This is a genomic window from uncultured Brevundimonas sp. (assembly GCF_963975535.1).
Taxonomy (GTDB): Bacteria; Pseudomonadota; Alphaproteobacteria; order Caulobacterales; family Caulobacteraceae; genus Brevundimonas.
The window spans coordinates 1-4,687 of the sequence record NZ_CAXBHE010000019.1 but is presented as its reverse complement, the minus strand read 5'-3'; the positions used below and the strand labels follow the sequence as shown (position 1 = coordinate 4,687).

Annotated in this window: 4 protein-coding genes; all 4 read right to left on the bottom strand. The window is 50.9% G+C overall.

Features of this window, described 5'->3' with window-relative positions:
• Nucleotides 1-1,241: 1,241 nt before the first annotated feature.
• Nucleotides 1,242-2,366: a hypothetical protein gene (locus tag AACZ75_RS15490; RefSeq protein WP_339874099.1), complete on the bottom strand. Its 1,125-nt coding sequence runs from the start codon at nucleotides 2,364-2,366 to the stop codon at nucleotides 1,242-1,244.
• 10 nt (nucleotides 2,367-2,376) lie between these two features.
• Nucleotides 2,377-2,775, bottom strand: coding sequence for a hypothetical protein (locus AACZ75_RS15485; RefSeq protein WP_339874098.1), 399 nt, complete (start codon nucleotides 2,773-2,775; stop codon nucleotides 2,377-2,379).
• Nucleotides 2,776-2,785: 10 nt separating this feature from the next.
• Nucleotides 2,786-3,565 (bottom strand): hypothetical protein, encoded by a 780-nt coding sequence (locus AACZ75_RS15480; RefSeq protein ID WP_339874096.1) that lies wholly within the window; start codon nucleotides 3,563-3,565, stop codon nucleotides 2,786-2,788.
• A gap of 807 nt (nucleotides 3,566-4,372) precedes the next feature.
• Nucleotides 4,373-4,687: hypothetical protein (locus tag AACZ75_RS15475; RefSeq protein ID WP_339874095.1), on the bottom strand; the 315-nt coding region annotated here is incomplete at its 5' end.

Below are 4,687 nucleotides of genomic sequence, written 5' to 3'. Positions count from 1 at the left end.
TAGAACCGGAGCGAGGTACGCCTGACATAAAGTGTAGTTGCGCTCTCATATTTATGCCTTTAACTTGCTTGAATAATGGTCAAACAACTATAACTGTTTGGCCCTTTAGCTAACACGGCCCACTTATTAAGCGCCCCCAGTTGTACTGGAGATGTGCGGCTACCTGTAGTAGTGCCGTCGCCTAGTTGGCCTTGGGCGCCTGCTCCCCAAGTGTAAAGAGCGCCACTTATTATTCCTCTGGCTTGACCTTGGCCACCAGCAAGAGCACCCCAAGTAGTAAGCGCCCCTAATTGTACTGGAGAAGAATAGTTGGTGGTGTTGCCTTGACCTAGTTGGCCGTTACCGTTGTTTCCCCAAGCCCATAGAGCGCCGTCTGTTTTAGTGGCAAAAATGTAGTAAGTCCCAGTAGAAATTTCACTCCACGTAGTAAGAGCGCCAACCTGTACGGGGGAAGAATTGCCAGCGGTATTGCCTTGACCTAGTTGGCCGCTTCGGTTGTCGCCCCAAGCCCAGAGAGTGCCGTCGGTTTTAAGGGCGTAGCTGCCATATACTCCCGCAGCAACATCTAGCCATGTAGTAAGTGCGCCTAATTGTATGGGAGAGTTGCGTTGGGTAGTAGTGCCGTCACCTAGTTGGCCTAGGTTGTTATAACCCCAAAGCCAAAGAGTACCATCGGTTTTAGTGGCGAGTATGTGATAACCCCCCGCACTGATCTTATACCACGTAGTCAGTGAGCCTATTTGTACTGGAGAAGTACGTTGAGTAGTAGTCCCGTCACCTAGCTGACCCCGCGAGTTATAGCCCCAAGACCATAAAGTGCCGTCAGTTTTAATAGCAGAGGTAGACCAGTGCGCTCCTGCAATTTTACTCCAATCAGTAAGTGCGCCTACCTGTACAGGAGAACTCTTGTTAGCCGTAGTCCCGTCACCTAGTTGGCCGAATCGGTTGTCGCCCATACCCCAGAGAGTGCCGTTACTTGCAAGGCCGAAGTTGTGGGCGTAACCGCTTGAAACGTCCAGCCATGTAGTTAATGCTCCTACTTGTACTGGGGAACTGTAAGCGTAAGTGGTATTGCCTAAGCCTAGTTGACCTTGGTGGTTTAGCCCCCAAACCCAAAGCTCTCCCGGCCCTACTGGAGAAAAACCGGGCCACTTACCTGCACCCAGTGCCTGCCCTTGCGTTTGAAGGTTCCACTTACCAGAGTATTGGACACCTGATCTTATAACTGGCATATCAGTTCCTTAAAGATGTAGGGCGATAGAGAAAAATTTACCACAATTGATTTCATTCCACGTAGTAAGCGCACCTACCTGTGTCGGGGATGAGCGGTTAGTGGTGTCGCCTAGTCCGAGGTTACCAAAGCCGTTTCTGCCAATACCCCAGAGAGTGCCGTCAGTTTGAGTGGCAATGGTGTGTTCAGACCCGCACTGCACTACGCCCCAAGTGGTAAGCGCCCCTACTTGTACTGGGGAGGAGTAGTAAGTGATGTTGCCTTGGCCTAGTTGACCCTTTTCTCCCATCCCCCAACTCCACAGAGTACCATCGGTTTTAATGACTGCTGTATGATAACCACCCGCAGCTTGCAGCCACGTAGTAAGAGCGCCAACCTGTACTGGAGAGGAGCGGTTAGTGGTGTTATTTAGGCCTAGTTGGCCAAAAGGGTTATACCCCCAAGTCCAGAGAGAGCCGTCGGTTTTAATAGCTATGCAGTGAAGCATACCCGCAGCAACATCACTCCATGTGGTAAGCCCGCCAACCTGTACAGGAGAAGAGTAGTTAGTGGTATTGCCTGTGCCTAGTTGACCGTAGTTATTGTATCCCCAAGTCCAAAGTGTGCCATCGGTTTTAAGGGCTACGCCACTGTATAAAGTCGCAGCGACTTTACTCCATGTAGTAAGTGCGCCTACCTGTACAGGAGAAGAGTAGCTAGTGGTGTTGCCTTGACCTAGTTGACCTAAAGAGTTATACCCCCACGACCATAAAGTGCCATCTGTTTTAATAGCGTAGCTGCCATCTGCTAACCCTGCTACCTTCTCCCATGTAGTGAGTGCGCCAACTTGAACTGGGGAAGAGTAGTTAGTGGTATTGCTTGTGCCTAGTTGGCCTGAAGCGTTATTGCCCCAAGCCCAGAGAGTGCCGTCTGTTTTAGTGGCTAGGGTGTGAGCGACGGCCCCCGCGACTTTATCCCAACCACTTAGCGCGCCTACCTGTACTGGGGAATTGCGTTGAGTGGTAGTGCCATCGCCTAGTTGGCCCGAAGTGTTTTGGCCCCAAGCGTAAAGCAGATATGCGTTCGTAGAGGTCTGCGCCGCCAACGGATCAAATCCCGGCTTTATAAAACTACCTTTATCGCTACCAATAGGCATGGACTACTCCTTACGAGCTTATTTCTTCATAGCTTATGCTGTAGGTAATCTTGCTTGCCGTGCCGCTTGTTACCGAGATAGACGTACCTTCCATCAAGTAGATGGCCGTAGTCTTGTCCACAGCAATCAGTGACGCATCAGCAGGGACACTAATTGTAGAAACAATCGGAAACGCTGTACCACCTGAAGGAGCAGAGCCTTGGGCAACCGCGCCATTGGTATAGAGGCTTACAGTTGTGTCAACCGCGCTACTGCCGTCAACATTAGCCGCTACGATCTGGTTAATCTTAAAGACCTTCCCGCTACTCGCTGCGTTAGGCAGCAAAACCACTGCGGTAGTCGCTGATGGTGTTAAATAGGTCGTTACACCTAAAATACTGGTTACTGCTACTATATTGGGGTTTGCCATTATGTTTCTCCTAGAATCCCATTACCATCGCCAAAGCGATGCTTAAACCTGCTGATATGCCGCTTGCGGCTGGCGTAGCTGAAGACCACGTAGAACCGTTAGAGGTGAGTAAATTACCGCTTGTTCCCGGCGCAACAACCTGAACTGCTGATGTGCCGTTACCTAAGATTACGTTGTTGGCGGTCATGCTAGTTGCACCTGTACCACCGTTGGCAACAGGTAGTGTTCCTGTAACTTGAGAGGAAAGATCAACCCCTGATAGCGTACCACCTAATGTGAGACTGCCTGATGAGGTGACCGTACCTGAAAGACTAATTCCGTTAACTGTGCCTGTACCGCTTACGCTAGTAACCGATCCGCCTACTTCTGTTGGATTAGCGTTAATCACCGCAGCGCCTGCTCCCACACCGTCTGTGACAAGCATGACCTTAGAGCCACTAGCCACGTTTACCGTAGCGCCCGAACCCTGCTTGATTGTAATGATCTGACTGCCAGTAGTGGCGTTCTCAATCAACCACACTTTAGAAACCGTGTTGGGTCCGAGCGTTACCTCGCGTGTAGCCGTAAGTGAGGATGCCGAGGTAATCTTTAGGTAAAAACCACGCGTAGCATCAGCCGTAGCGTCAGGCATGGTAAAGGTTTCGTTAGCGTCAGCAGCCATCTGCTTAGTGCCGTAGCTAAAACCGTCAGTGACTAGCTCCAGGTTAGTGTTAGTACTGGTTCCCCAAGTTCCACTTTCATCACCCGTGGCGATCTCTTTTAATCTAAGATTGTTTACATAAGTTGCCATAATTTAGTCCTATGCTGCTGCGTCTATTTCAACCCAGTTAGGGGTTTGTGAATCTGAGACAGTCACCCAATTAGGTGTCTGTGCGTCTGGGACAACTGTCCATCCCGCTATTAATACTGTGCCAACCTGGCCTGTGCCTGCTACCCCTATCGGATAAACATTGGCAGTGCTTGTGTTTGTTACGTTTCCTACTGCGCCCGTGCCTACTGTTGTGCCAACAGTATATGCCACTTCAGGTGTGACTGTCCCTACACTTCCGGTGCCTACAACGCCCGTAACGGCGACGTTCCTAGCATAAGCTGGGGTTACTGTGCCAATGGCCCCTGTGCCTACTACTCCGGTAACACTTACTACAGTACCTACACTAAAAGTAACTGTGCCTACTGCCCCAGTAGCTGCAACGCCGTTGGGTACAACTGAATCGCTAGTGTTAGTGCTAACACTGTTTATTTGGCCTACGCCTTGTACACCAGTAATCGCAAAGCTTGCAACAATCCCAACTGTGCCAATTTCCCCCGTTCCGGCTACCCCGGTAGGAGTGACCTGTCCTGTATAGTCAAGGGTTACTGTGCCTATGGCTCCAGTTCCAACTACTCCTGTAGGAATGGTGATATTCCCGTACTGCAGTGTTACTGTACCAATAGCGCCAGTGCCTACCGCTGAAACGCCGTTATCGCCCCACGCTCCTTCGCCCCATGCGCGTTCACCCCAGACAGGTCCGAGGTTGACAGTTTTGGCGGCCTCGCCGCCCCACTTGTTGAAGCCCCACGGGCGTTCACCCCACGCGCTGCTCACAGTTAGTCCCGGTTAAGCGATGCGTATGATAGCTGTAGCTGCCGCCGCCGCTGGGAATTGAATCTGGAAATCACCAGAGCTTACCGTCTGGTCACCGCCAAAGCTCAACACAGCACACGCAGAATTAGAATCTCCAGTGTCGTATATCAAACCGCCGCAAGTAGTGAAACTAGATGATCCCCACGTTTCGTTGGCGAAATCTAAAATTCCTGTAGTGCCATCAGCAGTGGGGGTAATAGACGTTAGCAACTCGCCCGGTCTGGAGTATCCTGTAGCAGTAGCAAGCTCATCCGAGCCCATATCAGAATAATTAGTAGTCGCAGCGCC